The sequence below is a fragment of the Rugosimonospora africana genome (genome assembly GCF_016862975.1).
Classification (GTDB): Bacteria; Actinomycetota; Actinomycetes; order Mycobacteriales; family Micromonosporaceae; genus Rugosimonospora; species Rugosimonospora africana.
Genome location: NZ_BONZ01000032.1, coordinates 106,092 through 131,967, shown reverse-complemented (window position 1 = coordinate 131,967; position 25,876 = coordinate 106,092). Strand labels below are relative to the sequence as shown.

General features: G+C 68.9%; 19 protein-coding genes. 8 read left to right on the top strand and 11 right to left on the bottom strand.

The genetic code is table 11. The features are described 5' to 3' along the window. Positions 1–63 precede the first annotated feature (63 nt). Complete coding sequence (locus Raf01_RS17325; protein WP_203918935.1) at positions 64–828, bottom strand: enoyl-CoA hydratase/isomerase family protein; 765 nt, start codon at positions 826–828, stop codon at positions 64–66. Positions 829–960: 132 nt separating this feature from the next. Between Raf01_RS17325 and Raf01_RS50560 the strand changes: the two genes are divergently transcribed. Next, positions 961–1,578 carry a TetR/AcrR family transcriptional regulator gene (locus Raf01_RS50560; RefSeq protein ID WP_203918934.1) on the top strand — a complete coding sequence of 206 codons (618 nt, stop codon included), beginning with the start codon at positions 961–963 and terminating at the stop codon, positions 1,576–1,578. A gap of 686 nt (positions 1,579–2,264) precedes the next feature. Then, complete coding sequence (locus tag Raf01_RS17315; protein ID WP_203918933.1) at positions 2,265–3,356, top strand: glycoside hydrolase family 11 protein; 1,092 nt, start codon at positions 2,265–2,267, stop codon at positions 3,354–3,356. A gap of 125 nt (positions 3,357–3,481) precedes the next feature. Here the strand turns inward: Raf01_RS17315 and menC are convergent, their stop codons facing one another. Genes menC through Raf01_RS17300 form a run of 3 tightly spaced genes read right to left on the bottom strand, consistent with a single transcriptional unit; the run spans position 3,482 to position 6,410 of the window. Next, a complete protein-coding gene (gene menC, locus Raf01_RS17310; protein WP_203918932.1) occupies positions 3,482–4,588 on the bottom strand; it encodes an o-succinylbenzoate synthase in 1,107 nt (368 codons plus the stop codon). After that, positions 4,585–5,481 carry a GNAT family N-acetyltransferase gene (locus tag Raf01_RS17305; RefSeq protein ID WP_203918931.1) on the bottom strand — a complete coding sequence of 299 codons (897 nt, stop codon included), beginning with the start codon at positions 5,479–5,481 and terminating at the stop codon, positions 4,585–4,587. The genes menC and Raf01_RS17305 overlap by 4 nt, the downstream gene beginning before the upstream one ends. 8 nt (positions 5,482–5,489) lie before the next feature. Further along, positions 5,490–6,410 (bottom strand): S66 peptidase family protein, encoded by a 921-nt coding sequence (locus Raf01_RS17300; RefSeq protein ID WP_203918930.1) that lies wholly within the window; start codon positions 6,408–6,410, stop codon positions 5,490–5,492. A gap of 461 nt (positions 6,411–6,871) precedes the next feature. Here Raf01_RS17300 and Raf01_RS17295 point away from each other — a divergent pair, with 461 nt between their 5' ends. Genes Raf01_RS17295 through Raf01_RS49600 form a run of 4 tightly spaced genes read left to right on the top strand, consistent with a single transcriptional unit; the run spans position 6,872 to position 13,009 of the window. Further along, on the top strand, positions 6,872–8,725 hold the full coding sequence (locus Raf01_RS17295) for an ABC transporter substrate-binding protein (protein ID WP_203918929.1): 1,854 nt from the start codon (positions 6,872–6,874) through the stop codon (positions 8,723–8,725). Then, on the top strand, positions 8,611–9,750 hold the full coding sequence (locus Raf01_RS17290; RefSeq protein ID WP_275412996.1) for an ABC transporter permease: 1,140 nt from the start codon (positions 8,611–8,613) through the stop codon (positions 9,748–9,750). Before Raf01_RS17295 ends, Raf01_RS17290 begins: the two co-directional genes overlap by 115 nt. Next, entirely contained in the window at positions 9,747–10,691 is a 945-nt protein-coding gene (locus tag Raf01_RS17285; RefSeq protein WP_203918927.1) for an ABC transporter permease, read from the top strand. Before Raf01_RS17290 ends, Raf01_RS17285 begins: the two co-directional genes overlap by 4 nt. After that, positions 10,691–13,009 (top strand): ABC transporter ATP-binding protein, encoded by a 2,319-nt coding sequence (locus Raf01_RS49600; RefSeq protein WP_239133678.1) that lies wholly within the window; start codon positions 10,691–10,693, stop codon positions 13,007–13,009. The genes Raf01_RS17285 and Raf01_RS49600 overlap by 1 nt, the downstream gene beginning before the upstream one ends. Positions 13,010–13,042: 33 nt before the next feature. Here the strand turns inward: Raf01_RS49600 and Raf01_RS17275 are convergent, their stop codons facing one another. Then, on the bottom strand, positions 13,043–13,804 hold the full coding sequence (locus Raf01_RS17275; RefSeq protein ID WP_203918926.1) for a permease prefix domain 1-containing protein: 762 nt from the start codon (positions 13,802–13,804) through the stop codon (positions 13,043–13,045). Between the two features lie 512 nt (positions 13,805–14,316). On the opposite strand from Raf01_RS17275, the gene Raf01_RS17270 reads away from it, so the two are divergent. Beyond that, entirely contained in the window at positions 14,317–17,469 is a 3,153-nt protein-coding gene (locus Raf01_RS17270; RefSeq protein WP_203918925.1) for an NEW3 domain-containing protein, read from the top strand. A gap of 67 nt (positions 17,470–17,536) precedes the next feature. Further along, positions 17,537–18,409, top strand: coding sequence for a GNAT family N-acetyltransferase (locus tag Raf01_RS17265; protein WP_239133683.1), 873 nt, complete (start codon positions 17,537–17,539; stop codon positions 18,407–18,409). A 64-nt stretch (positions 18,410–18,473) separates the two neighbouring features. On the opposite strand, the gene Raf01_RS17260 is transcribed toward Raf01_RS17265, so the two are convergent. The 6 genes from Raf01_RS17260 to Raf01_RS17235 form a co-directional block, all read right to left on the bottom strand. Continuing rightward, positions 18,474–19,610, bottom strand: coding sequence for an ABC transporter ATP-binding protein (locus tag Raf01_RS17260; protein ID WP_239133677.1), 1,137 nt, complete (start codon positions 19,608–19,610; stop codon positions 18,474–18,476). Then, positions 19,610–20,668: an ABC transporter ATP-binding protein gene (locus tag Raf01_RS17255; RefSeq protein ID WP_203918923.1), complete on the bottom strand. Its 1,059-nt coding sequence runs from the start codon at positions 20,666–20,668 to the stop codon at positions 19,610–19,612. The genes Raf01_RS17260 and Raf01_RS17255 overlap by 1 nt, the downstream gene beginning before the upstream one ends. Further along, the gene (locus tag Raf01_RS17250; protein ID WP_203918922.1) at positions 20,669–21,577 is read right to left on the bottom strand and encodes an ABC transporter permease; all 909 of its coding nucleotides are present in this window, start codon (positions 21,575–21,577) and stop codon (positions 20,669–20,671) included. Between the two features lie 2 nt (positions 21,578–21,579). After that, positions 21,580–22,590, bottom strand: a complete 1,011-nt coding sequence (locus tag Raf01_RS17245) for an ABC transporter permease (protein WP_239133676.1) — start codon at positions 22,588–22,590, stop codon at positions 21,580–21,582. A gap of 111 nt (positions 22,591–22,701) precedes the next feature. Beyond that, positions 22,702–24,510, bottom strand: coding sequence for an ABC transporter substrate-binding protein (locus tag Raf01_RS17240; protein WP_203918921.1), 1,809 nt, complete (start codon positions 24,508–24,510; stop codon positions 22,702–22,704). 310 nt (positions 24,511–24,820) lie between these two features. Then, the gene (locus Raf01_RS17235) at positions 24,821–25,876 is read right to left on the bottom strand and encodes an ABC transporter ATP-binding protein (RefSeq protein WP_239133682.1); all 1,056 of its coding nucleotides are present in this window, start codon (positions 25,874–25,876) and stop codon (positions 24,821–24,823) included.

Genomic DNA, 25,876 nt, shown 5'->3' with positions numbered 1-25,876 from the left:
GTCAGCTCCGGGGTAGCGGATCCCCACGGATGGGGCGTCCGCTACCCCGACGGGCTACGACCTTTACTGCTGCTGCTGGTATGCGAGGTCGGCAGCGGTCAGACCTTCCAGGGCCATGCCGAACGGGACACCTTCGACGATGCGCCGCAGTAGCCGCTGGTTGAGGGTCTGCTTCTGCAGCGATCGGTACAACCTCGGCTTGGCCGCGAGCTTCCGCGCGATCTCCAACCCGCGGGCGTACGCCTGCTCGTGCGGCACCACCTCGTTGACCACGCCCCACCGTTCGGCCGTGGTGGCATCGATGGTCTCGCCCGTCCACAGCAGCCACTTGGTGCGCGCGGTACCAACAGCTTCTTCCCACACGACCTGAAGGCCGTCGCCTGCCGTGATGCCGAACGTGGGGTGGGGGAAGTCGCCGTACGTCGCCCGCTCGGACGCGATGTGGATGTCGGTCAGCAGCAGGTACTCCGAGTGGACGGTCGCTGGGCCGTTGGCCACCCCGATCACTGGCATCGGCAGGCTGAGCAACCGCTGCAGCACATTGAGCCCCTCGGTGCGAATCTTCTCCCACACCGCGGGCTTGAAGATCTCACCAAGGCTGGGCCCGTCGATGTTGTCCATGAACACATCGCCGGCGCCGGTGATGATCATCGCTTTGTTGTCGGCGTCGAGCGCGACTTCCTCGAGGGCCTTGGGAAGGTCCTCGTGCGTCTGGCCGGTGAAGACGACCGGACCGCCGCGGGTCTGGAACCGGAGCGTGAGGATGCCGTCGCTGGTGCGCTCGAAAGCGAGGTCTTGGAACTTGTTGAAGTAGGTCGGGTCAGACATCAAGACTCCCAGTCTGTGTCGATTTGAGTGTTATGGGATGAAGGAACTTACCAGGTAGACCGTCTGGTGCGGTCGGACCAGACAGGCCTGTCTAGTTACAGTAGACAGGTCATTCTGGTATCGTCAACTGCCATGGACGCTGAGACGGACTACGTCTACCCACATCCGGCGCGGGACAGGCTGCTGCGGACCGCGGACCGGCTGTTTTACGCCGAGGGAATCAACGCGATCGGGGTCGAACGGATCCTGTCCGAGGCGAAAGCAGCCAAGGCGAGCATGTACTCGAATTTCGGCAGCAAGAGCGAACTCGTCCGGGCATATCTGGACAACCGGAGCAACAACTGGCGTCGTCACGTCGAGGCCCAACTGGGAGCTCGGGCAGGCCGGGCCGAGGATCAGATACTCGCCGTATTCGATCTGTTGGGTGAGTGGTTCCAGACGCCCGACTATCGTGGCTGCCCGTTCATCAACGCCGCCGCCGAATGTGGGACCGAGCCTGCGGTGACAGAGGTCACGGCCCAGCATCGCAGCTGGGTGCGAGAGTTGTTCGCTGGCCTGTTGGCGCAGGCCGGCGTCCGCGACGTGAGCAAGCCGGCCGACCAACTCTGCCTGCTTTACGACGGCGCTATGGTCGACGCTCAGCTGGACCGCAGCGCAGACCCCGCGAAGCGCGCACGGGAGACGGCCGAACTCGTGATTGCTGCGAGCCTGGGAGTAGGAACCGGCCGCAACGGCGATAGTGGCAAGTAGGTCGGACCAGACGGCGGTTGTCGGCTGCGCGGTCGCCGGGCGCTCACCCGATGACCGCGGGTTGGGGGCCGGCGATGGAAGCTCTGGTGTACCGGCATGCCGCACGCCACTCCGCACAACGGGAACGAGGCGTGTGCCGACCCTGACGGTGACCTAGCGCTTCCAAGGGCCACGTCCGACGCACTCGAACGTCTCGGCGCCGGTTGGCCCCTTCCGGGCGAGGGCCAGGGCGAGAACCTCGTGCAACTCTGCCGGACCGCGCGGCGCTCTGGCACTTCCGTTCATATCCACCGCTCGTCGGTGCCGGTCGGGTCTGACAGTTCCAAGGACGCCGAAGCTTCGAAAATTTCGGAAGCGCCCGGCCGGCCGCCCCACCGCTGGATTGCCCAGAGCATCGACCGGACCCTCTTGCCCGTCAGGCAGCGAATCAGCCCTGACCACAAACGACAGGCGCTGGCGACGATCCACATCGTGCTCGAATGTTTTCGCAAATCTTCCGGAAACTGTTGTCAAACGATGCGGGCTCGACTCATACTTTCGGCGTCGACAGAGTTCGACAACTGTCGATGACGATCAGCCATCCCGACCCGCTCCCCGCGGTTTGCCACAAACACCGGAATCGCGCTGCCTGGCCGGCCCGTCCGCCGTCGCCAGAAGCCAGCCGTGACAAGGAGGGCATCACGCACATGAACGACGCTCCCGTCAGATCCAGAAGCCGCCGACGCACCCGCATCCGACTGCTCATCGGCGGCGCCTGCGCCGCTGCGCTGGCCGCGGCGATCCTGCCCGGCATCGCGAACGCGGCAACGCAGATCTGCTCCCCCCAGACCGGCACCAACGGCGGCAACTACTACTCCTTCTGGAACAACGGCCAGGGGTCATCGTGTATCACGCTGAACTCCGGCACCAACTACTCCAGCACCTGGAGCAGCATCGGCGACTGGGTCGGCGGCGTCGGCTGGAACCCCGGCAGCACCAGCCGCACGATCAGCTACACCGGCAGCCTCAACGGCTCCGGCGGCACCGCGCTGATGACGCTCTACGGCTGGTCGACCAACCCACTGGTCGAGTACTACGTCATCGACAACTGGATCGGCTCGCCGAATACGGCCGGCACCAACATGGGCACGATGACCAGTGACGGCGGCACGTACACCATCATCAAGCACCAGCAGGTCAACCAGCCCTCCATCCAGGGCACCGCGACCTTCTGGCAGTACCTGGCGATCCGGACCTCGAAGAGAACCGGTGGCGGGACCATCACCTTCTCCAACTTCGTCAACGCCTGGGCCAGCCACGGGATGAACCTGGGCACGATGAACTACCAGATCATGGCGACCGAGGCATGGGGCGGCGGCAGCGGCAGCTCCAGCGTCAGCATCGGCGGTAGCCCTCCGCCGACCACGACCCCACCGACCACGACCCCACCGACCACCGCGCCGCCGACGAGTCCTCCGCCGACCGGCGGCGGTGGAAGCGGCTGCCGCGCCACCTACTCGGTGGCCAACAGCTGGCAGGGTGGCTTCAACGCCAGCGTGACGGTGACCAACGCCGGATCGTCCACGCTCAACGGCTGGACCGTACACCTGACCCTGCCGAGTGGGCAGAGCATCGCCAGCCTGTGGAACGGCGTGAACAGCGGCACGAGCGGGGCCGTCACGGTCAAGAACGCCGCGTACAACGGCACACTCGGGGCGGGCGCCTCGACCTCGTTCGGGTACACCGGCTCCGGGGACGGATCCCAGACACCCAGCAACATCAGCTGCACGAGCCCGTAAGCCTGGGGGCTCCATCCACCAATCCGTCCGGGCCGGCTCGGGTCACCTCGAGCCGGCCCGGACGGCGATAGCCAACGGCGAGACCAGGCACACCGAGACCAAGCACACCGTCGAAAGGCAGCGCGCTACCGGTGCAGCCACTCGCTCGCGACGGTCACCTCCGCGAGCACGTCGGGCAGCGGCTGTACGCCGATGCCGGGGCCCGTCGGCACCGGGAGATGGCCGTCGTCCAGGACGAACGGCGGGGTGACATCGGTGTGGTAATAGCGGTCGGAGGCCGAGGTGTCGCCGGGCAGGGTGAAGCCGGGCAGAGCGGCCAGGGCCACGTTGGCGGCTCGCCCGATGCCGGTTTCGAGCATCCCGCCGCACCACACCGGTACCCCGTGGGCGGCGCACACGTCGTGAATGCGGCGCGCCTCCAGGTAACCGCCGACCCGGCCCGGCTTGACATTGACGATCGCGCAGGCTCCCCGGCGGATCGCGTCGGCCGCGATCGCCGCCGAGGTGATCGACTCGTCGAGGCACACCGGCGTCCGGACGATCCGGGCCAGCTCGGCGTGGCCACGGATGTCCTCCTCATCGAGCGGCTGCTCGATCAGCAGCAGATCGAACGGATCGAGCCTGGCGAGGTGGCGCGCGTCGGCCAGGCTGTACGCCGTGTTGGCGTCGACCTGGAGAAGCACGTCGTCGCCGAAGCGCTCGCGGACCGCCCGTACCGGCGCGATGTCCCAGCCGGGCTCGATCTTGAGCTTGATCCGTACGTACCCCGCGTCGAGGTAGCCCTCCACGGCGTCCAGCAGCTCGCCGATCGAGTCCATGATGCCGACCGAGACGCCGCAGGCCACCCGGTCACGCACCGCGCCCAGCTCCCGCCCGAACGAACGTCCCTGGCCGCGCAGCTCGGCATCCAGGACGGCCATCTCCAGGGCCGCCTTGGCCATCCGGTGCCCCTTGAACGGAGCCAGTACCGACCCGACGGCCACCGCGTCCAACCGGGGATGGTCGACGATCGCGGGTACGAGATAGCGGCGCAGCACGTCCGCGGCGCCGTCGACGTACTCGGAGGAGTAGAGCGGTTCGCCGGTCGCCACACACTCCCCCCACCCCTCCGCCTCCTCGGTGACCACGCGCAGCAGGAGGATGTCGCGGTCGGTCTCGGTCCCGAACGAGGTGCGAAACGGTGCCACCAGAGGCATGCGGATCCGGCGCAGCTCGACTCCGGTCAGCTTCATCGGTGCTCCTGTCCCGCGCCGCCCCGGGTGACGACGAACCACCCGGCCTTGTCGAACCCGGTCGGCCGGGCTCCCCCGGCCATCAGCGTGCCGAGCGCCTCGCGAACCGCTACCCGCCAGTGTCTGGCTCGCGCCGGATCGATCCGGCGGAGCGTCTCGATGTCCGGTGGCACGGCGACCAGTACAGTTTCGCCGTCCAGGGTGCCGGGGGTCGGCGCGTCATCGTCCCCGCGGTCGAGCCCGATGACCGCACCGGCGTCGAGCGCGGCCCGCGCGTCGACGTGCCACGACGTTCCGGCGCAGGCCGCGGCGACCCGGTCGGCGGCCAGGTCCCAGTGCACCAGCAGCCGGTCGCTCTCGTCGGTGCCGTCGGTCGAGTCGAGTGTGCCGCCGTAGAAGTTCGGCAGGTACTCGGTCGCGGTGGCGGCGAGCTTGACCAGGTTGAAGTAGGCGTTCCGGCGGACCAGTGGATCGAAGGTCCATCGAATGGTCCGCACTCCACGAGCCAGCGCCCAGGCACGCTGATGCAGCTTCAGCGCGTAGCCGACACCGCGAGCCGCGGCGCCTGCGTCCACCCCCGCGATGTGGCTGTGCATCGCCTGGTCGGCGGGCGGCCCGAAGAAGCCGACGCAGGCGCCCACCAGGGTATCGCCGTGGTAGGCGCCACCGAGATAATTGCCGGCCTTGGTCAGCGCCCGCAACAGCTCGGTGTTGATCGGTGGATCGTTCGGGTCCGAAGGCCAGATCTCGTTGTAGAGCCGGCACACCGCTTGCAGGTCGCCGAACTCGGTGAGTTCACACAGGCGTACGCCGGCGCGGTGCTCGGCACGGTCGGCGGCGGCCGAGGCGCCGGCGAGGGCGTCGCCGAGGGCCTGATTGGCAAGACCCGACATCGACGACCTCAATCCCGGCTCGCGGTCGATGACATGCCTGGTTGCTCCCTTTCGACGGACGGTACCAGCGGGGGGTCCAGCAGGCGGAGCGTCCGCCTGTCCGCGTCCAACTCCGCGCGTACCCCGATCGGAAAGCTCTGGAACCGGCCGCCGTGCCCGACGTTCGCCCACGCGATGACCGGCACACCGAGGTCACCGAGGCGGTCCGTCAACACCGGGTGGATCTGCTCCACCGTTCCGCACTGGTACCAGGAGCCGGCGATCACCGCCGCCACCCCGTCGAGATAGCCGGACCGGCGCAGTTGCGTGAGCATCCTGTCCACGCGGTAGTCGTTTTCCTGCTCGTCTTCGAGCAGGAGAATCCCACCGCGGGCGGGCAGCGAGGTGTCGGTGCCCACCGACGACGCCAGCAGCGCCAGGTTGCCGCCGAGGGTGGTGCCCCGCGCGGTCCCGCCGACCACCGTCACCGCCTCGCCGTAGTGGAGTTCCCGCACGCGTTCGGGCGACATGAGGGCGCGCAGCATCGATGAGAAGGTGTAGGACTGGGCGAACTCTCCGCAGCACACCATCGCGCTCATCAGCGACGCCCACCCCAGCTTGACGGCGATCGCCTCAAGGATGGCCGTGACGTCGGAGTAGCCCGAGAGAACCTTCGGCGCCACGTGCTCCAGGCCGCTCCAGTCCATGGCTTCCAGCGTGCGCTGAGCCCCGTAGCCGCCACACGCGAAGACGACTCCCGCGATGGACTCGTCCAGCAGCGCCTGGCGCAGTTCCGCGGCGCGCGACCGGTCGTCGCCGGCGAGGTAGGGGTGCACAGTGCCGCTGGCGCGCACGGAGGGATATACCACCGGTTCGAGGCCGGCGAAGCGCAACGCGTCCAGACCGTCCGCCAGCAGGACGTGCTGCGCGGGACTGCTCAACGTCAGCACCGCCACACGGTCACCCGGTCGCAATGCCGGCGGCCGGGCGAACGGCGTGGCACCGTCGCGGCTCCGGTCGTTACCAAGCAATCCACTCGCTCCTCAACCGCGATAGGCGATAGCCGCAGGATACGAAATGTGTCTAGACGATCCACCGCCCGGTGGGAAGGGGTCCGGCCCCATTTCAGATCACGAATGGGTCACTACACCGGACGACGACCGCGCGGGAGGCCCGGGTGATCCGGTCCGCGGAATCCGGCCCGAGGAAACCCGGCCGGCGGCAAGGAGTCTGGCAAGGCGGTTGGCAATGCCGGCGGTGAATGCTACCCGAACCCATCGGTCCCGATCATGAGCCAGGGGCGCGCACACGGACAAGCGAATTCCCGCGGACTCACATCCACGCGGGCAGAGATTGCAGCGACTGATCCCGCAGCCGAACGCGGCTGTGACAATTGAAGGAGATTGACCAGATGAGGGTTGGCACAGGCACCCGGCCAACGCGACCCGGCCTGCGGCGCCGGCTCGCCGCGGCGGTGTTGGGCTGCGGAGTTGCGGCAGCAATCGTCTCCATCCCGACTCCCAGCGTCGGCGCGTCCTCCGGGTCGACGTTCACGATCGCCATGGACGACTCGGGCATCGACACATTGAACCCGTTCCTGTCCTACTTCGAGGGCGGCCTCAAGACGTTCGCGCTCATCTATCCCACCCTCAACATCCTCGACGAGGACAACAAGCCGGGACCGTACCTGGCCACCTCCTGGACCACGTCGCCGGACCAGCTCACCTGGACCTACAAGATCCAGAGCGGGTTGAAGTGGTCCGACGGTCAGCCGATCACGGCCGAGGACGCCGCCTGGACGTTTAACCTGATCATGACGAACAACATCGCGGCGACCGCCAACGGCGCTCTGGTGGCCAACGTCGCGTCGGTCACCGCCCCGGACGCGACGACGCTGGTCATCAAGACCAAGCAGCCGCAGGCGAACATGCTCTATATCAGCGTCCCGCACTGGGGTATCCCGATCGTGCCCAAACACATCTGGGAATCGCACGTCGCCGGGCTGAAGGACTACAAGAACGACACCTTCCCCGTCGTCGGGTACGGGCCGTACACACTGGTCAACTACACCACCGACCAGTACGAGAAGTTCGCCGTCAACAAGGACTTCAAGCTCGGCGGTAAGTCCCCGACCTTCGACAACCTGGTGGTGCAGGAGTTCAAGAACAGCGACGCGGCCGTCGCGGCGCTCAAGAGCAACCAGCTCGCGTACTACGACGGCCTGAACTCCAACCAGTTCAACGCGCTCAAGAACGACAGCAGCCTGCGGACCTTCCAGGAACTCGGCACCGGATGGACGGCGGTGGAGATCAACGCCGGCGCGAAGACCCGCACCGGCAAGCCGATCGGCACCGGCAACCCGGCGCTGGCCAACGACCAGGTCCGCGAGGCGATCAGCTACGCCATCGACAAGAAGAAGATCACCGCGAACGTGCTGGGTGGACTCGGCGTGTCCGGCGAGGGCTACCTGCCGCCCGGGTACCCGCAGTGGCAGTGGCACCCGTCCGCCGACGAGGCCGTCTCGTACAACCCGGCCAAGGCAAACTCGCTGCTGGACTCGGCCGGGTACGCCAAGGGCCCCGACGGTGTGCGGATCGACCCGCGAACCCACAAGCCGCTGAGCATCCGGCTGGGCATCCACTCCGACTCCTCGCGTGACGCCCAGATCTCGGCTCTGCTCCAGGGCTGGCTCAAGGACGTCGGCATCGACCTGAAGCTCGACACGCTGAGCATGAGCAAGCTCAACGACAACCTCGCCAAGGGCGACTGGGACATGCTCATGGACTCCTGGCCCACCGGTCCGGACCCGACCTATTTGCTGTCCATCCAGACCTGCGGAACGCTGCCGAAGGACGACGGTACGGGTGGCAACACCGACGCGTTCGTCTGCGACCCGAACTACGACAAGCTGTTCGCCCAGCAGGTGAACACGTTCGACGCCACCCAGCGGGCGCAGCTCGTCGGGCAGATGCAGGACATCCTCTACAAGGCGAACCGCGACCTGATCCTCTACTACCCCAACGGCCTGGTCGCGTACCGCAAGGACGCGCTGACGGGCATCACGTCCGGCAAGGCCGACGCGAACGGGTTCTACCCGAGCAAGCCGTACTTCTGGTTCGTGATGGACGCCGCTCCGCTGAGCCAGAAGGCATCGTCGTCGCACCGCACCACGTACCTCGTCGCGGGCGCGGTGGTGGTGGTACTCATCGCCGCCGGCGCGGTACTGCTGCTGCGGCGCAGGTCCACCGCCGACGAGCGCGAGTAAGCCTTGTCCACGCAGATCGTCGAGCCGCTGGACGTCGCGGCCGGTACGCCTTCCTCGTCTATCTCGGCCGCAAGCTGCTGGCCGCGGTCGCCAGCCTGTTCTTCACGCTGGTCATCGGGTTCGTGCTGTTCAGTCTGATGCCCGCGGACCCGGTGCAGTCGATGACCCGCGGTCACCCGACCAGCGACGCGCAGATGGCAGCGCTGCGCCGGTCCCTCGGGCTGGACAAGCCGATCTGGTTGCGGTTCATCGACTTCGTCAACGACGCCCTGCACGGCCGGCTCGGCCAGTCTTGGCAGTTCCAGCAGTCGGTCGCCTCGCTGATCGGCTCACGGTTGGGGCCGACGGTGCTGTTGATGGGAACCGCGACCCTGATCTCCGTCACGCTCGGGCTGTGGCTCGGCGTGCGCAGCGGGTGGCGGCACGGCAGTCTCTTCGACCGGGCCGCGTCGGGTGTGTCGCTGACCCTGTGGTCGATGCCGACGTTCTGGCTGGGGATGATCCTGCTCGTCACGTTCAGCGTCGGGCTCGGCCCGATCCCGAGCATCCTGCCCGCCAACGGGATGAGCGACCCGTCCATCTCGGGAGCACTGCCGCACACCCTCGACGTCGTCCGGCACCTGGTGCTGCCGAGCATGACGATGGTACTGGTGGTCTTCGCGCAGTACGTGACCATCATGCGGTCGTCCATCATCGACGAGTTGGGAAGCCCGTACCTGCTGACCGCGCGGGCCAAGGGCCTGACCGATGCCGACGTACGGCGTAAGCACGCCGTACCGAACGCCCTGCTGCCCACCGTCACGGTGATCTTCCTGCACATCGGCGGCATCATCGGTGGCGCCATCACCGTCGAGACCGTCTATTCCTGGCCCGGGCTGGGCTACCTGACCTACCAGGCCCTCAAGGTGCCCGATCTGCCGCTGTTGCAGGGCACCTTCATCATCTTCAGTTCATCGGTGATCCTCATGAACCTCGTCGCGGACGTCCTCTACCGCATCCTCGATCCCCGGGTGCGTGCCCAGTGACCGGTACCCAGGCCGACATCCGGCACCCCCGACCCAGTCAGCTGCCCGCGAGCGGCGCGGTCCGAGCGGAATCGGCCAAACCGCCGCCGTTCAACGCGTTCCGTCGCTTCGTCCGCGGCTTTCTCGCCCGGCCGAGCGGGGTGGCCGGGGTCGCCATCCTCTTCGCGTTCGCGGTCCTCGCCCTGGTGGCACCGGCGTTCATCGGTCCCGCCCAGTTGGACGTGACAAAGGTGAGCGGTCCGCTGCTGGCTCCGCCGAGCGCGCACTACCTGCTCGGTACCGATGAATCCGGGCGATCGGTCCTGGCACTCGCGATCTGGGGAGCCCGCGCCTCGCTGTCCGTCGGTGTGATCGCGACCGCTCTGACGGTGATCCTGGGCAGCACCATCGGGCTGCTCGCCGGGCACTACCAGGGCTGGCTCGGCGCGGTCCTGATGCACGTCACCGACTGGTTCATCGCGCTGCCCAGCCTCCCGCTGGCCATCTCGCTGTCGGCCGTCCTGGGACAGGGGTCGGCGTCCATCACCATCGCCATCGCGGTCACGTCCTGGACCTCGACCGCCCGCCTGGTACGGGCGCAGACCCTGGCGGTCGAGGCGAGACCGTTCGTCGAACGCGCCCGGGCACTCGGTGCCAGCAACAGTCAGATTGTCGTACGGCAGGTGCTGCCCAACGTCATGCCGCTGATCCTGGTCTCCTCGACCCTCACCGTCGCCTCGGCGATCCTGTCCGAGGCGACCCTGACGTTCCTCGGACTCGGCGATCCGACCAGTGTCTCCTGGGGATCGATGCTGGATTCCGCCTTCTCCCGGGGCGCGGTGACCGCCGAGGCATGGTGGTATCTGCTCACCCCCGGCGTGGCGATCCTGATCGTCGTGCTCGGCTTCACGCTCACCGGGCGGGCGGTCGAGCACGTTCTGAATCCGCGGATGGTGAAGTAATGACGATGCTGGAAGTCCGCGACCTCTCGGTCACCTACCGGCAGGGGGCGCACGCCGTACCGGCCGTGCGGGAGGTCGGCTTCACCCTTGCCGGCGGGGAGATTCTGGGGGTCGCCGGAGAATCGGGCTCCGGCAAGTCGACGATGGCCATGAGCCTGCTCCGGCTGCTGCCCGTGGGTACCGAGGTCAGCGGCGACGTGACGTTCAACGGCGAGAACCTGCGCACCGCCTCGTGGGGCCGGTTGCGCGCGGTTCGGTGGGCGCAGGCGTCGGTGGTCTTCCAGGGCGCGATGAGCGCGCTGAATCCGGTGCGGACGATCGGTCAGCAGATCTGCGAACCGATCCTGTTGCACGACAAGGTGACCGAACGTGTCGCCCGCAGGCGCACCGCCGACCTGCTGGACAGCGTCGGGGTTCCGGCTCGGCGGCAGGACGACTATCCTCATGAACTGTCCGGCGGGCAACGGCAACGAGTCATGATCGCGATGGCCATGGCCTGCCGGCCGAACCTCATCATCGCCGACGAGCCGACGACCGCCCTGGACGTCATGGTTCAGGCGCAGATCCTGCGGCTGCTCACGGATCTGGTTTCGGACGCGAACATCGGCGTCATCATGATCAGCCACGACCTGTCGGTACTGGCCGACGTGTGTACGCAGCTGGCAGTCATGTACACCGGCCGGTTCGTCGAGATCGGGCCGGCGGCCGAACTGTTCACGCAGCCACGGCACCCGTACACGCAGGCTCTGACCCGGGCCTTCCCGCGGATCGGCGACCCGCGGTCGCGGCTGGCCCCCGGCGGCCTGCCCGGCGACCCGCCGACGCCCGGACAGGCCGTCGCCGCCGGCTGCTCGTTCGCGACCCGGTGCAGCCAGGTGATGCCGGACTGCGGGACCCGGGACATCACACTGTGGCCGGCCGGCGACGCGCGCGAGGCGGCCTGCCTGCGGGTCCTGCCGGAGTATCCGGATCCGGGTGAGGCAGCGGCGCCGGACCCGGCGGTGGCCGGTGATGTCCCGTCGCCGGCGGACGGCCCGGCCAAGAGTGACCCGGCCAAGAGTGACCCGGCCAAGAGTGACCCGGCCAAGAGTGACCCGGCCAAGACTGACTCGGCCGAGAGCCGCCCGGCCGAGAGCCGACTCGCCGACGGCCGCCCGACCGAGAGCCGACCCGCCGAGAGCCGCCCGACCGAGCATCGTGCCGGGACAGACCCGGCACGGCAGGCCGACAGCGGGCAACCGGCCGGACAGTCGGCCGGCCAAACGGCTGGGCAACCGGCCGGACAACAGGCCGGCCAAGCGGCGATTCTGGAGGTCCGGGGGCTGCGGGTCACCTACCCGTCGCGCGGTGGCCGGGGCCCGGCCCGCGCGGTCGACGGCGTCGACCTCACCGTGGACGCCGGCGAGATCGTCGCACTGATCGGCGAGTCCGGCTGCGGTAAGAGCACCCTGGCGCGGGCACTGGTGGGCCTGGTGAAGCCGACCAGCGGCGAGGTCCACTACCGCGGTACCGGGCTGAGGTACTCGAACTCGGCGCTCAAGCGGTACCGCCGGCACGCTCAACTGGTGCTGCAGGATCCGGCCGGCGCGCTCAATCCCCGGCAGAACGTCTTCGACCTCGTCGCCGAGGGGCCGCGGCTGCACGGGCTGACCAGCGACCTCAACGTCCGGGTACGGGACGCTCTCGCCCTCGCCGGGCTCCGGCCACCGGAGCATTTCCTGAGTCGGTTCCCGCACGAGCTGTCCGGCGGCCAGCAGCAGCGGGTCGTCATCGCCGGTGCCCTGGCCCTCGAACCATCGCTGATCGTGGCGGACGAACCGGTGGCGTCGCTGGACGCCTCGGTTCGCGGCGAGATCCTGCGGCTGATTCTCAACCTGCGCAACGACCTGGGCCTGTCCGCGCTCGTCGTCAGCCACGACCTCGGCCTGGCCTGGAACATCGCCGACCGGGTCGCCGTCATGTACCTCGGGCGGATCGTCGAGCTGGGCAGCGTCGAGGAGGTACTGCTGCGCCCGAAGCACCCGTACACCCGGGCACTGCTGTCCGTCCTTCCCGACACCGTCGCCGACCGGGCGCCGATACTGCTGTCCGGAGAGCCGCCCGAGCCGACGTCGATCGCGCCCGGCTGCCGGTTCCACCCACGCTGCCCGGTGGCGGGCGCACTCACGGCCGACGACCCGCGGCTGCAACTGTGCCGCGGTCGCGAGCTGCCGGTGATCAGCGGTGGCGGCCGCCGGGAGAGCCTGGTCGCCTGCCATCTCGCCACCGAGACCGAGCCAGCACCCATGGTCGGATCGTCGGCCGAGGCGGGCGGGTGAGGCCGCGCCCCGACCGACGGCACGCGGTTCGGGTCAAGACGGCTGCGCGATCTGTCGGCCAACCAGACGTCGCTGGAGCCGGGCCATCGAGACTGGTACGAGTACGCCGGCCGATGTCGCCACCACCGCACAGGCGATCGGTAGGAGAATCGACTCCGCTCTGTACTGGGGAACGAAGGTCGTGTAGGGCGTGCCGAGCAGGTAGAGGCTGGCGAGGGCGAACAGGACCGCGATTGTCAGGAGGCTGCGCGCACGGGGCAGCCAGGCGATGGCGTGCTCGGCGGTGCAGGGGTACAGGAGGGCCAACGCGCCGAGGATGAACAGCCCGACGCCCACCAGCGCGAGACCCTCCGCCCCGAGGTAATAGGCATTGCCGGCGCCGCACGGGTGGGGCGGGCTGGTCCCGCTCACCATGACGCACACGCCGCGGTCGAGGTGGCCGTCGATGACTATCGTCAGGACGGCGGTCAGCGTCGTGGAGATGCCGACGGTCAACGCGGCGGCCGCGGCGAGCGACCAGGTGCCGGTCAGCAGCGGGCGGAGCAGGTTGCGGTGAGCGCTCCGGATGCCCCGCGCTACCCGTTCGGGAGAGCCGAACCGTGCGACGGCGTCCCGCTCGGCTTCGGCCCGGTCCAGTCCGCGCCCGATTCCGTCGCCCACGGAATCCCGCAGGTGGTCTTCCATCTCGGCCAGCGCCCGCCGACCGCCCGACCCGGTGCCGGTCAGGCCGTCGAACACTGCGTCAAGCCAACGCTCGGCCGGCCCTCGGGGTTGGAAGTCGTCGCCTGGACTCATACCCAGAATGCTAGGCATAGGGTCGCTAGGTGTCGAGAGGGAATGTCGGCCTCGCGAGCTGACCGAAGACCGCGAGGCCCCGTCGATGAGGCGGCGTCTCCACCGTCGATGAGGCGGCGTCTCCACTGAGAGAGGCGTCCCCGTGGCGAAGGTCCCCTCGGACCACCCTCACAGAAACCCTTTTCTGCGACACTGGCGCAGCGATGGCACGCTGACAAGCAGTGATCATCGGCCATGAAACCGGGCTAAATCATGCTATGTGACCGTTAACAAGAAGCCCGACGATCGTTGACTTTGATCACGATGGAGCTTAGCCTTCGCCAGGAGAGAAACGGATTTCCGTCCCATTCGACGTCGACGAGCCCGTCCCAAACGCTGCTATCCGAGACCCGCTTCACGCGCGCCAGGGCACTACCGGACCTGCGGCGCGATCGCCGTGTGTCCAGCCCATGGTGTCGCGGCGGTCGGCGGGAAGACCCCGCTCACCGATCAGCACTGAGGAGACGACGACATTGTCTCGAACACATCAGCTGTTGCGGCTGGCCACCGCGCTGGCGCTGGCCATTCCGGGAGGCGCCGCGCTCGCCGGCTCCGCCCGGGCCGCGACCCCCACCTACCAGCCCCTGCCCACTCTGCCGATCAACAGCTGCAATGACTCGACCCTGCCGAAGTCCGGCGGCACGAACGCGCCCCTGCCCAGCGACCCGTACGGCTACGGGTTCGCCAACGAGTCGGCGATCGGCTGGCAGGGCAACTACTACGCACCGCTGGCGTACCTGTCCGGCGCCTACTTCGCCCGTGGCGTACCGACGCACTACGTCGCCGGCAAGACGACCTACTGCGGGGCGATGTACTCGTTCAACGTCTACAACTACGGCCTGGCCGCCGGGAAGGCCCCCGCGCCGGGCTCGGTGACGTGGAGCATGTCCGGCGGCTACCTCCCGGCACTGACCACCTCGTTCAGCCGGGCCGGCGCGGACATCTCCATCACCGACTTCGCCAATCAGCAGAAGGTCGACGGCGCCGAGGTCGAGCTGGTCTACACCAGAATCACCGTGCACAACACCACGTCAGGCATCCTGGACGTGCCGTCGGGCCAGTCCGGGCCGAACCTGGTCAGCCTCGACGACCACGCCGACACCGTCGCCGCGGGCGCCACCGTCACCCACGACTTCGTGGCCGCCGTGGACACCTTCAACACCACCGGCACGCTGCCCACGGCCGCGGCGCTGGCCGGCGTGGCCTCCTACGACGACGCGTTCGGCCACATGAGCGCCTTCTGGAACAACCAGCTGAAGGACATCCCGAGGCTGTCGCTGCCCAACCTCACGCTGCCGAACACGGGGCTGGCCAACCCGGGCGACGCGATCGACAACGCCTACAAGGCAGCGTTCGTCTACACCCGCATCGTGCAGGTGGGCGAGGCGCAGTTCTCCGGCGCGAACAACTACGACTCGCTGCTCAATCACGACGTGCCCAGCATCCTGGCCAACCGGCTCGAACTCGGCGACTACGCCGACGCCCAGAACCTGCTGCTGACCGCCCGCGTCTCCGAGGCGAGCAACTTCAACGAGCAGGGCGCGAACTGGTACTGGGACGGGCCGTGGAAGACACCCGCGACGTGGGGACAGTACCTGGAGGTCACGGGCGACACGTCGTTCGTGAACACCTACTTCCACGATGACGCCAGCGGCCCGAGTCCGTGGGGGCCGAGCCTGTACACGCTGATGCACACCGACTACCTGGCCCAGCTGTCCAGCACGACGCACTACCTGCGGACGTCGGGCGACAACGACTCGTCGGGTACCTGGCTGTTCGACGACGAGGCGGCGCTGGCCGGCCTGGCGTCCTACAAGTACATCACCACCCGCATCGGCAACACCGCCGAGGCACAGTGGGCCGACGGCGCCTACACCAGCCTGCTGAACGCCACCAACGCCGGGCTGTCGGCCAACGAGCAGGCCAACGGCTTCAAGTACCTGCCGTGCGAGGTCAACGTGCCGAGCACCGCGGACCGCTGCAACACCAAGAACGACGCGAACTGGGCCGGCTCGAACCTGTGGAGCCAGAACGTCTGGGACATCATGCTGGCGGGCGGCACGCTGGGCGGAGTGCTCGGCGACCAGGCCCAGACCGACAACCTCTACACCATGGGCATGAGCCGGTTGCAGGGCAGCGGGGTGCCGTTCCCGTCCTTCGGCGCCTACAGCGGCTACAGCGTCGCGCTCAACACCGGGTACGCGGCCGGGGGCCTGTACGGCACGCAGTACCGCGACCTCGCCCTGACCAGCTACGCCTGGCAGATCCAGAACACCACCGGCGGACCCAACGCGTGGTGGGAGGCCAACGGCAGCGCGCCCGACCCGAACAACCCCTGGGCCGGCAGCCATGCGGCACCGCAGTTCGGCGCCGTCCCGTACGTGTGGCCGATGGCCAGCCAGACGCAGACGCTCGTGCAGGCGCTGGCCGCACCCGGCCTGGTTTCCACCACCAACCCGGACGGCACGTTCGACTACCACACCGCGCTGTATGTCGGGCGCGGCATTCCTGACGCGTGGCTGGTACCCGGCCAGCACATCGACATCGACAACCTCACCTCCTCCTACGACGTCAAGTCCGGGGCGCGTAAGACCTACGGCGTCGACATCTCGGTGCTGTCCGACCGCGGCGACCGGGTCGTCACGGTCAACCTGCCCGGCAAGCTGCCGAGCGACGACGTGCGCGTCCAGTTGCCGAGCCTGGCCTCCGCCGGCGTCAAGTCGGTCACCGGCGGCGCGTACGACCCGGCCACCCAGACCGTCACGGTCGCCTCGAACCACCCGAGCGTGCGGATCCGGCTGGGCGGGGCGGCCAGGCCGACGGTCGCGGTGAACGTGGCCAGCACGGTACCCGGACAGCACAGCCAGCCGACCATCTCGGCCGGCTCGTCCACCACCGCCACCGCGACGGTCACCAATCCCGGCGCCACCGCCCTGACCGACGTCAAGCTCAGCCTGGACACCCCGACCGGCTGGACCGTCGACCCCGGCACGCCCGCGACGATCGCCTCGATCGCACCAGGGGCCAGCGCCACCGTGACGTGGACGCTGACCACCCCGAGTTCGCTCAACGGCAGCGTCGGTATCCCGATCACCACGACGTACGCCTCCGCCAACGGGGTGTCCGGCAGCGTCGGCTCGGAGCCGTTCGTCACCGTGCAGCGCGAGCTGCCGGTACCGCCCGGCTCGACCAACCTGGCGACGGGCGCCACGCCGTCCGCTTCGTACACGTCGCCATGGGAGAACGTCAAAGCCCTCAACGACGGGATCTACCCGCCCAGCTCGAACGACAGCGTGAACCTGCGCTGGGGTGACTGGCCCGAGGAGGGCCCGCAGTGGGTCGAGCTGGACTGGAGCCAGCCCATCACCACCAACGGGTCGGGCGTCTACTTCTTCGACGACGGCGGCGGCATCGGCCTGCCGACCTCGTGGACGCTCCAGTACTGGAACGGTACCGACTGGACCGACGTGAGCGACCCGAGCGCGTACACCACCACGCTCAACACGTTCAACCAGGTCAGCTTCGACCCGGTCACCACCACGAAGCTGCGGATCTCGTTGCAGAGCGCAGCGACCACGTCGGTCGGCGTGCTCGAATGGCTCGTCGACAGCGTGCCCGGTAGCTGAACCTCCCGCCACCGCGGGGACGCCCGACCGGGCGTCCCCGCGGTCCCGTGCGAGGATGGTCGCCGTGATGATCCAGACCATCGCCGCGCCCCGGCCGGAGGACTTCCGGACCGTCACACAGGCGCTGAGCCACGACCAGGACGCGGCGGCGGCGGTCCTGGCCCGGCTGATCGCGCCACCGGCCGGCCGGAGCCACGCGCTGCTCGCCACGCCCGACGGCGACGGCGTGGCCGCGGTGTCGATTTCCACCCGCGATCCGGCGGTCGGCCACTGGGACCTGCTCGCGGTACATCCGGGCGCGCGGCGGCGCGGGCTCGGCCGAAGTCTCGTCGCCGCGGGCGAGGAATGGTTCGCGCGCCACGGCGTACGGCACGCCCGGATCGCCGGGAACCCGCCCTGCTACGGATGGCCCGGAATCGACGTGCGCTACACGGCGGCGGCGTGCCTGGCCGAGGAGGTGGGCTACGCGCAGACCGGCACCGCGTGGAACATGACCGCCGACCTGACCGTCGACCTCGACTCGGCCGGTGACGAGCAGCGCCTGGCCGGCGAGGGGATACAGGTACAGCGCGCCACCGACCGGCTGCGCGACACGGCCGCCGCGTTCGTCCGGCAGCACTGGGGCGAGAACTGGGCGTGGGAGGCGACGCAGGCGAGCGGATGCCACGTGGCGGTGCGGAATGAGGCGGTGCTCGGCTTCGCGGCCTGGGGCGCCCGCCCGCATTGGTTCGGACCGATGGGGACCGCGGAATCCGCGCGGGGGCTCGGCATCGGCGCGGTGCTGCTGCGGCGTTGCCTGCGGGACCTGCGCGCGACCGGTGCGCGCAGCGCCGAGATCGGCTGGGTAGGCCCCAAGCGTTTCTACTCCCTCGCCGTGGGTGCGGCGGTAGGCCGGGTGTTCTGGCAGTACGGCCGCGATCTGGTCGTCGAGGGGGCGTAAGGCGCCAGCGGCTGGCATCGGCGGGCCGCATGGGCCACCGGCAGCCGGCATGGCGGCCGGCCGCTCACGTGTCGGCGAGCGGAGTGGCGACCACAGATCGGCGCTGCGGGTAGAAGCAGGCGTGCTCGTGGGCGGTGCCGCCGAGGTGGCCGAGTTCGGGATGCTCTGTGCGGCACCTGTCGGTGGCGAACGGGCAGCGGGCGGCGAACAGGCAACCGTCCTCCGGCTGCGACTCGTCCAGCGGCTCGGTGGGAGCCAGCCGGTCGGCGCCCGGCTGCTCGACCCCGTGCAGCACGGGGATCGCCGACAGGAGGCACTGGGTGTAGGGATGCACCGGATCGGCCAGTACCGTCTCGGTCGGGCCGTGCTCGACGATCTCCCCGCGGTAGATGACGTACAGCTCGCCGTCCGCCCCGATGTACCGCGCGGTGGCCACGTCGTGGGTGATGAACAGCACGCTGACGCCGAGAGTGGAGCGCAGCTCGCGCAGCAGGTTCAGGACGCCGAGCCGCAGCGAGACATCGATCATCGAGACGGCCTCGTCGGCCACCAGCGCCGCGGGGTCGACGGTCAACGCCCGCGCGATGACCACCCGCTGGCGCATGCCGCCGGAGAGCTGGTGCGGGAAGCGCGGCAGCACATAGCCCGGGTCGAGTCCCACCAGGTCGAGCACCTCGCGGGCCCGCCCGTCGATCCAGGCCCGCGACTGACCGGTCTGCTTGGCCCGCAGGGCCAGCGGATCGCGCAGGATCGACTCCACCGTACGGGTCGGGTTGAGCGCCGAGTACGGGTCCTGGTGGATCAGCTGTACCCGCCGGAAGTGGGGCGCCCGCTTGCGCGGGGCCAGCCCGGCCAGCGGTACGCCGCCCAGGACCAGCTCGCCGGAGTCGAAGGACTCCACGCCGGCCAGGATCCGGCCCAGCGTGGTCTTCCCGCAGCCGGACTCGCCGATGAACGACGCCGCCCCGCCGGGCGGGATGCGGAAGTCGACTCCGCGCAGCGCCCGTACCGTACGACCGGCCAGCACGTCGCCGCGCGCCTTGAAGGACTTGACGATGCCGCGGGCCTCGATGGCGCCGGCCGTGCCGGTGCCGTCCGTGCCGGTGCCGTCCGTGCCGGTGCCGTCCGTGCCGGTGCCGTTCGTCGCGCGGTCAAGGGACTCGCGAGTCGCGCCGTCAAGCGACCGCTTCTTGTGAATCACTACGCAGTCTCCCCCGTCGCCTGCTGGTCCTCGACAGCGACGGCGTGGCAGGCCACCAGCCGTCCGGAGCCGTCCGCGACCGGCGCGAGCGGCGGCTGTTCGGCCACGCACGCCGGCAGCTGTCGCTCGGCGTACACGGCGCAGCGTTCCCGGAAGACGCAGCCCCGCGTGGGGATGGTCCCCAGCGTGGGCGGGCGGCCGGGCAGCGGCCGGGCCGCGGACAGATCCCCGGAGACCCGCGGGATCGCGTTGATCAGCGCGCGGGCGTACGGATGCTTCGGCGCGCGCAGGACGTCCGCGGTCTCCCCCTGCTCGACCACCACCCCGCCGTACATCACCGCGATGCGTTCGGCGACTTCCGCCACGACCCCGATGTCGTGCGTGACCAGGAGTGTCGTGAGCCCGCGTTCGGTGTGTACCGCGCGAACGATCTTCAGCACATTGGCCTGGGAGATCATGTCGAGCGCGGTCGTCGGCTCGTCCAGCACCAGGACGTGCGCGTTGAGCACCAGGGCAAACATGATCCCGACCCGTTGCCGCATCCCGCCGGACAGCTCGTGCTGGTAGGAGTCCAACACCCGGGCCGCGTCCAGCCCCATGCCCGCCAGCAACTCCTTGGCCGAGCGCACCAGCGCGGTCCGGTCCCTGACCCCGTGTGAGCGGCCCAGGTCGAGCAGCTGCTTACCGACCGTCTTCAGCGGGTTGAGCGAGTTCTGCGCGGCCTGGAAGACGTAGCCGATCTCGCCGCCGCGAGCCTCCTGGAGGCTCTTGGCGGACAGCTCGACCAGGTTGCCGAGCCCGTCGACGTGGATAGAGCCGGCGGCGATCCGCCCCGGACGCTGTACCGCGCCCAGCAGCGACAGCGCCAGCGTCGACTTGCCGGAGCCGGACTCGCCGACCAGCCCGGTGATCGTGCCGGGCGGCAGGTCGAGGTCGACGCCCGACACCGCGGGCAACTCACCGGCGGGCGTCCGGTACACGATGGTCAGGTCTCGGATGGTGACCGCCGGCGGCGCGGCCGCCGCGGTACTCGTTGTCGCCTGGGTCGCCGCAGTCACTCAGTCCTCCCGCAGCCGGGGGTTGAACACCTCGTCCATCGCGTCCACCAGCAGCACGATGCCGAGGGTCAGCAGCAGGATCGCGACGAGCGGGGAGAGCAGGTAGGCCAGCCCCTGACCGGTCTGGGTCACTCCGTTCTGCACCGCCTGGCTGATCATGACTCCCCAGTTGTTCTCATTGAACGGCAGCACCCCCAGGAAGAACAGACCGACCTCCAGGTAGATGTAGACGGTCACGCTGATCAGCAGGTTCATCGCGACATACGGCGCGACGTTGGGCAGCAGTTCCTTGCGCACCACGTGCGCGGTGGACAGCCCCAGCCCGCGGGCCGCCTCGATGAAGCCGCGCTCGCGCAAGGACAGGGTCTGCGACCGCACGGCGCGGGCGACGCTGCCCCAGCCGGTGACGCCGAGCACCAGTCCCATGGTGAGCGGGTTCGAGTACTTCCACAGCGTGGAGAGCACGAGCAGCAGGGGCAGCCCGGGGATGGTGATGATGAAGTCGGTGATCCGCATCAGTACGGAGTCCGGTCCGCCGCGCCGGTAGCCGGCGTACAGCCCGATGCCGGTACCGACGACCACCGTGCAGGCCGCCGCGATGACCGCGGCCACCAGCACGTATCGGGAGCCGGTGACCAGCAGCGCGAGCACGTCCGTGCCCTGAAAGTCGGTACCCAGCAGATGGGAGCCGCTCGGCCCGGCGTAGGCGTTGCCCGGGTCGGTCGGCAGGTTCGCCGGGTACAGGAACGGCCCGACGACGCCCATCACCACGAACAGCGCGACGATCACGGCGCCAGCGACGCGGGTCGGCTTGCGCCGCAGCACCCGCCACAGGTTGCGCCAGAATCCCCGGCGGGCCGGCGTGAGCGCCGGCGTGTTTCCGGTCGGGATCTCGACCGCGGTCACCATGGTTACGCCACCGCCTCCCCGCCGCGGCGCACCCGTGGGTCGATCGCGGTGTAGAGCAGGTCGGCCACGATGTTCGCGACGATCACCGCGGCCGTGATGAGCAGGAACGTGGCGTTCATCGTCGAGTAGTCGCGGTGGCCGATGCTGTTGATCAGGGTGATCCCCATCCCCGGGTAGTTGAACGCCTTCTCGATGAACACCGCGCCGCCGAACATGAAGCCGATGGTCAGCGCGAAGATGGTGAACAGGGGCAGCAGCGCGTTGCGGGCGATGTACCGCAGGCGCATGGTGCGGGTCAGTCCGCGCAGTTCGGCGGCGAGGACGAAGTCGTCGCCGAGCACCGAGATCACGCTCGATCTCATGGTGAGCAGGTACGACCCGAACATGGACAGCGCGTAGGCCAGTGCCGGCAGGCTCGCGTGGCTGACCAGCGAGGCGACGTACGGCCCGTTGAAGCCGGGGTCGACCAGGATGTCGACGTTGCCGTCGGTCGGGAAGACCGGCCAGATCACGGTGAACACGGTGATCAGTACCAGCGCCATGACGAACTGCGGGATGGCGTGGAACAGCGACCCGGTGATCGTCAGGGCGTCACCGACCCCGCTGCTGCGGCGGATCGCCGCGATCACCCCGAGCACCGTTCCCAGGGCGAAACTGATCAGGATGCCGGCGAGGACCAGGCCGATCGTCCACTTCGCTCCGGTGAGCACCTCCGCGGAGGCGTTCACCCCGAGCGTCTGGGTGGACCGGCCGAAATCGAAGTGCAGCAGCCGCCAGAGGTAGTGCACGTACTGGTCCCAGCCCGAACCGGTGGGCAGGAATCCGTACGTGAGCCGGGTGGCGTTGCGCGCCGCGTCCGGCGACATGCCCTGCTGTACCAGCTTCTCGTACTGCGCCGCCACGGGGTCGCCGGGCATCAGCCGGATCAGGAAGAACGTGAACGTCGCCACGACCCAGATCATCACCAGCGCGCGTACCAGATGGCCCGCCAGCCGCACCAGCAGATTCCTCACCCGGCGTCACCTCGTTCCGCACCCATCACACGTATCCGATCATGAGAGGCCCCTGAGGCGCCGCGCTCATCACGCGACGCCCCAGGGACGGCCCTTTTCGTTGTCGGTGGCCTACTTGGCCTTGGCCTTGATGTAGCCGAGCTGCATCCAGACGCCCTGCGGCTGGCGCAGCACGTCCGCGTCGTTCGGCGGGAAGCCGGTGAAGCGGTTGGTGTTGACGAAGTTCTGGTTCACGTAGTCCCACATGGCGATCGCCGGGACCTGGTCGTTGGTGAACGCCGCGAGCTTCGCCACGATCTGCTTCTGCTGGTCCGGGGGGACCTGGGAGAGCTGGTTGGTGAGCTCGCCCGGGTTGACCGTACCCAGCCCGGACACGTCCGCGCTCTCCGCCTCACCCATCCAGTTGCCGCTCTGCCCGGCCGCCGAGTGCGCGACCCCGCCTCCGGTGCCGAGCGTCCAGCCGTTGGCCGCGCCGTACAGCCGCTGGTAGATGTTGTACGCGGACGGGCCGAGCGCGGTCAGCCACCAGGACACCGTGAACTTGCCCGCCGCCAGGTCAGCCAGATACGTGGCGTAGTCGGACGAGGCGGTCACCTTGGCGTCCACCCCGGCCGCCTGAAGCTGGGCCGCCACGTTGCTCGCCCCCGACGTCCAGTCGTTGAAGTCGCTCGTGGTCTGGATCGGCACCGTGAACGGCTTGCCGTCCGGCAGCGTCCACTTGCCACCCGCCTGCTTCAGCCCGGCCTGCTGGAACTCGGTCGCGGCCTTGGCGGTGTCCACGCTGTACGCGTTGAGGCCGGAGGTGCTCACACCCCAACCCTGGATCTGCGCGGCCGTCAGACCGGCCGGGTACGGCGACGCCTTACCCGACGAGGACTCACCGACCTTGGTCACCTGGGCACGATCGATCAGGTACGCGAGTCCGCGCCGGACGTGCACGTTGTCGAACGGCTTCTTCGACTCGTTGAAGACCAGCGACGCCTGTACCGGGCTCGCCCCGCTCACCACCTGGTTGCCCTTGACTGCGAGGATCTTGTCGAGCTGGCTCTGCGAGACGGCCACGTACACGCTGCCGTCGATCTCGCCCTTGAGCAGCAGGTTCACGATCGTTGAGTTGTCCTGGTAGTTCTTGATCACCACCTGGGAAGGCGCGATCTTGTCCGCGTCGTAGAAGTTCTTGTTCTTCGTCAGCAGGGCCTCGGAGGTGGTGACCCGGGTGAGCGTGAACGGGCCCGCCGAGACGTCCTTGTCCGGCCCCCAGCCGATCAGCTTCTTACCCAGCGCGGTGATCGTGTCCTGGGCGGTCTTGGCGTCCGCCGCGCTGCCGGTCAACGCGGTGTGGATGGTGTCCCAGATGTCGCTCGGCACCTGGGCGGACCACACGTGCGCGGGCAGCACGTACATCGTCATCACGTTGGCGAACCAGGTGTTCAGCGGCTTCGTCGCGTTCTGGTCGAACTCGACGGTCTTGTCGTCGATCACCTTGACGTCCACCGTCCCGCCCGCGGTGCCCGGGATGGCGGCGAACGCCGAGCCGCCCTCGGCGTAGGCGACGGCGGCGGACAACTTGAGGTCGTCCCCGGTCACCGGCTTGCCGTCCGACCACTTGGCGTTCGGCTGGATGTGCACCGTCAGCTTCGTGCCGTCCGGGGACAACTCCCAGCTCTTGGCGATGGCCGGGTAGAACTTGTTCGGGTCGGTCGCGGTGTTCTTCGACCAGCCCAACATCATCGCGTTGTAGCCGCGGAACGAGTTCGTCGACTGGTTATACGGGTTGATCGGCGCCTTCGAGTCGATTTGAGTGAGGATCGCGGTGAAGGTGCCCCCGCCCTTCGATGAGCTGCTGGAAGACGAGCAACTCGTCGCGGCGAGCGTGGCGCACAGGGCAAGCGCCGTCGCCGCTACTGCGGTTCTTCTCATAAGGAGCGCTCCGGGTAGGTCTGGCTCGGACTCGGGGTGACCACGGCCATAGCGACCGTTCGATACTGACCAAGATCTTGGCACAGCCGAAACTAATCTTCCAGACGCCTGCGGTTAAGGAGAATTTCTTCCGCGAAGTTGGAAGGGGCGCTCAGCGGCCGCGCCGCGGGTAGAAGAGCGACGCGCCGGTCACGCCGAAGACCGGGCTGGGTCAGGCCGGCCAGCCCGCCCAGTGCCGGCGCGCCGCAGGTGAGAGGGGTTGTCGTGGCTGGTCAGGCACCGCCTCAGGTCCCGAGGCGGGCGCGGCAGGTCACGACACCAGCGTCCCATCGCCGACGCGGTAGATCAGGACACGGCCCGGTACCGGACGCAACCAGACCCGGGTGCCGGTGTCCGGCTCGTCGCCCTCCGCCACGGTGCCGGCGACCAGTTCGCCGTCGATCTCGACGGTCACCAGTGACGACGTGCCGAGGTGCTCGACGATGGACACCTCGCCGCTCAACGCGCCGTGCTGCGCCGAGGTCAAGACCGGAAGATACTCCGGCCGGATGCCGACCGTCACGGGCTCGCCGTCGGACAACCCGTCCGGCCGAGGTACCGTGCCGCCGGCGACCGCGATACCGTCCCCGCGCACCTCTCCGGAGAGCAGGTTCATCGGCGTGGAGCCGATGAAGTTGGCGACGAAGGTGGTCGACGGCCGGCGGAAGACTTCACGCGCGGTGCCGATCTGCCGGATCTGACCGGCGTCCATCACCGCGATGCGGTCCGCCAGTGCCAGCGCCTCGGCCTGATCGTGCGTGACGAACACGGTGGTGACCGCGAGCTCCCGCTGGAGCCGCTTGAGGAAGGTCCGCGCCTCGAGGCGCAGCCGGGCGTCCAGGTTCGACAGCGGCTCGTCGAACAGGAAGACGGACGGACGGCAGGCGACCGCCCGGGCCAGCGCGACCCGCTGCTGCTGGCCGCCGGACAGCTCGGCCGGGCGGCGCGGCATGAGCCCGGCGAGTCCCAGCTGCCCGCCGATCTCGCCGGCTCTGGCCTCCCGCTCCCCCCGCGGTTGGCGTTTGATCTTGAGTGGGTAGGCGATGTTCTCCCGAACCGTCATGTGCGGGAACAGCGCGTAGTCCTGGAACACCATGGCGACATTGCGGGCTCCCGGGGCCAGCGGCGTCACGTCCCGGTCGCCGATGCGCACCGCGCCCGAGGTGGGAGACTCCAGACCGGCGATGGTACGCAGCAGCGTGGTCTTGCCGCAGCCGCTCGGTCCGAGCAGAGCGAAGAACTCGCCGTCCATAATGGACAGATTCAGCCCGTCGAGGGCCCGTACGCCGCCCGGAAACTCCTTCGTCAGCCCCTCGACCGTGACCAC